The following is a 3215-nucleotide window of genomic DNA, read 5'->3' as shown; positions in this document are numbered from 1 at the left end:
AATTATTCATTGCATCCCTCTCCAGCTTCAATTTTTTCTTTATATTCACGGAGTAAAAAACAAGGAGGATTGATTATCCATAACGCCAAGAGCATGGTTCTTTTATTTGAATGACCTCTTGATTACTAAAAGAACATTAATTGGTAAAAGCGGTCACTAATAAGGCCTCTTGGTTACCTAAAATAACAGAAACTGGTAAAAGCGGTCGCCAATCAGGCCTCTTGGTTACCTAAAATAACTGAAATTAGTAAAAGCGGTCACCAATGAGGCCTCTTGGTTACCTAAAATAACAGAAATTGGTAAAAGCCGATAAGGCCTCTTGGTTGCTTAAAATAACAGAAATTGGTAAAGTGGTCGCCAATAAGGCCTCTTGGTTACCTGGAAGAACATAAGTTGGAAAAAGCGGTCACCAATAAGACTTCTTCATTCGTTACCTTAAAGAACAAAAATGAGAAACAGAATGGTCATGAGATGCGTTCCTAGAACCATTCAGTCCGCTCTTTCACATGCGAATCGTTATGATAAGCCAATAGCAACAATGGTCGTCAAAACAACATTTATTTATCTTTCACCTTCAAAAGCCTTAAACCGTTCAGTGTAACGATGAGCGTCGCTCCCATATCCGCAAAAATCGCAATCCATAGGGTAAGCCAGCCTGGGATGACGAGCAGTAATGCGAGCAATTTAACACCGATTGCGAATGTGATGTTCTGTTTGATAATCATCAGTGTTTTGCGGCTTAGTTTTATTGTATACGGCAGTTTTTTCAAATCATCAGCCATTAATGCGATATCGGCTGTTTCTAGTGCTGTATCTGTTCCCGCCCCGCCCATTGCGACACCAATAGTCGCTGCGGCAAGTGCCGGTGCATCATTGATTCCATCGCCTACCATTGCCACTTTGCTGTGTTTGTTTTGCAATTCCTTGATGAATGACAGCTTATCTGCAGGAAGAAGCTCTGATTCTATTTCTGAAACTCCTGCTTCCCTGCCAATCGCTTTAGCGGTTCCGCTGTTGTCTCCAGTCAGCATGATCGTTTTTTCAATGCCCATTTCATGAAGGCGGGAAATGACTTCCCTGCTTGATTCTCTTACCTCATCCGCAACTGCTATTAAGGCAAGCATCTCAGAATCCGTCCCTACAGCCATGACTGTTTTTCCTTCATCCTGCAGCTGCGAAATTTCTGCGTTAATATTTGAAGGAATTCCGGTGCTCAAGATTCCATCAAGATATTTAGGGCTGCCGATATAATAAGTTACTCGATCTACTGTCCCTTTTATTCCTTTGCCAGTGACCGAAGAAAATTCCTCAATGACTCTATCCTTGAAAGTGATGTTATCACATTCTGCCTTGCGGACTATTGAAGCAGCTAGGGGGTGCTCTGATTTGTTCTCCAGTGCTGCAATTACTGATAATAATTCATTATGGTCATATGAAGACAGCACTTTATAGTCCGTAACGGCTGGTATTCCTTTTGTTAATGTTCCAGTTTTATCAAAAGCAATGGCCTTAATCATGCCCATTTCTTCGAGATAGACTCCGCCTTTGACAAGCACGCCATTTTTCGCTGCATTGCCGATCGCGGTTACGATCGAAACTGGGGTTGAAATGACAAGTGCACATGGACAGCCGACAACTAGCACGGCCAGCCCTTGATAAACCCACTCGCTCCAATCAGCGCCAAATAACAGCGGAGGAAGAATGGCTACCAAAAACGCGACAAGAATAATGATCGGGGTATAATACTTGGCGAAACGGTCGACAAATGCCTGTGATGGTGCCTTTTCTGCCTGCGCTTCCTCCACAAGATGAATGATCTTTGCAATGGTGGTATCGTCCACCAATTTAGTGATCTTCACTTCAATAAGGCCTTCCCCAGTCAATGTTCCTGCAAAAACCTCATCGCCGGGATTTTTCTCGGCAGGAACCGATTCGCCTGTAATTGCTGCCTGGTTGACGGCCGAGTATCCGGCGACCACGTCCCCATCCATAGCGATTTTTTCTCCGGGTTTTACGATCATGATATCGCCAACTTCAATTTCATTGACATTCACGAGGAATTCCCGCTCATTCCTTCGAACGAGTGCTTCCTTTGGAGCTATATCCATCAATGAACGAATGGACGCCCTGGCTTTATCCATTGAATACCGCTCAAGCACTTCGCTAATTGCAAAAAGGATGACAACAACTGCTCCTTCGCTCCACTCCCCAATAATCGCGGCCCCAATGATGGCAACCGTCATCAACGCCCTCATGTCAAAATCAAGCTTCAAAAGATTATTTATTCCGGTTTTAAAGAGTGAATGACCGCCTACAAGAATTGCTCCTAAAAATGAAATTATTGCAGAGAGGCTTCCCTCTCCGTCATTCATTTGAAAATAGTACCCCGCAATAATGAACAATAAGCTAATCAGAACATTGAGGTTTTCCTGCCAAAATGGTTTCTTCTTTTCAGGCACAATTTCTGCTTTATCTGGATATAACCTTAAATTCTCAAATGCTCCTGCCTTTTCGAGTTCTTCAATGGAGGCGTTGCCATAAACGGTTAATTTGGAGGCACCAAAATTTACTTTTGCATCAAAAACACCATCCAGGTGTTTTACGTTCTGTTCGAACTTTCCGGCACAGCTAGCTCAGGTGAAGCCCTGAACGCGGTAAATTGTTTTTTCTCCTTGTATTCATGCTGCTTCAGCCACTGTTCTCCATCTCCTTTTGATGTTCAAACGCTATGTGGATTAATTGTTTAACATGATCATCGATTAATGAGTAAAAGACCAGCTTTCCTTCTTTACGATATTTTGCTAGACCGAGATTTTTTAACAGCCGTAAATGATGTGATGCCGTGGCTGTAGAGGCATTTACAATCGAGGCTACATCGCAGACGCACAGTTCTTTTTCAACGTAAAGGGCGTATGCAATTTTCATCCTCGTTTCATCAGATAAAGCCTTAAAAATCTTAGCTGCTTCAAAGGTATTTTGTTCATTTACCTGCGCAGCCACGCGGTCGACTTTTTCCCGGTCGATACAATTTACCTGGCAGACATCTTGTTCCTTCATTAAAATCCCCCTCCATCATTCAAATATCCGTTTGATTATAGGATATTCAAACACCCTTTTGATTGTCAATCAAAAAAAATAAAAAACCAGGAATTTTTCCTGGTTTCCATTTTCAAAGCTTATAATTCCTCAAGATTACATTATTTTCCGCCCAGATG

2 protein-coding genes are annotated in these 3215 nt (G+C 42.4%); both read right to left on the bottom strand.

Features of this window, described 5'->3' with window-relative positions:
- Positions 1 to 557: 557 nt before the first annotated feature.
- Entirely contained in the window at positions 558 to 2678 is a 2121-nt protein-coding gene (locus WB217_RS12580) for a heavy metal translocating P-type ATPase (RefSeq protein ID WP_423993562.1), read from the bottom strand.
- A gap of 10 nt (positions 2679 to 2688) precedes the next feature.
- The gene (locus WB217_RS12575) at positions 2689 to 3057 is read right to left on the bottom strand and encodes an ArsR/SmtB family transcription factor (RefSeq protein WP_423993561.1); all 369 of its coding nucleotides are present in this window, start codon (positions 3055 to 3057) and stop codon (positions 2689 to 2691) included.
- Between the last annotated feature and the right edge of the window lie 158 nt (positions 3058 to 3215).

The organism is Mesobacillus sp. (genome assembly GCF_049588175.1).
In the GTDB taxonomy this organism is placed as follows: Bacteria; Bacillota; Bacilli; order Bacillales; family Cytobacillaceae; genus Mesobacillus.
The sequence above is the reverse complement of the archived record's forward strand: the minus strand, read 5'-3'. Positions and strand labels throughout refer to the sequence as shown.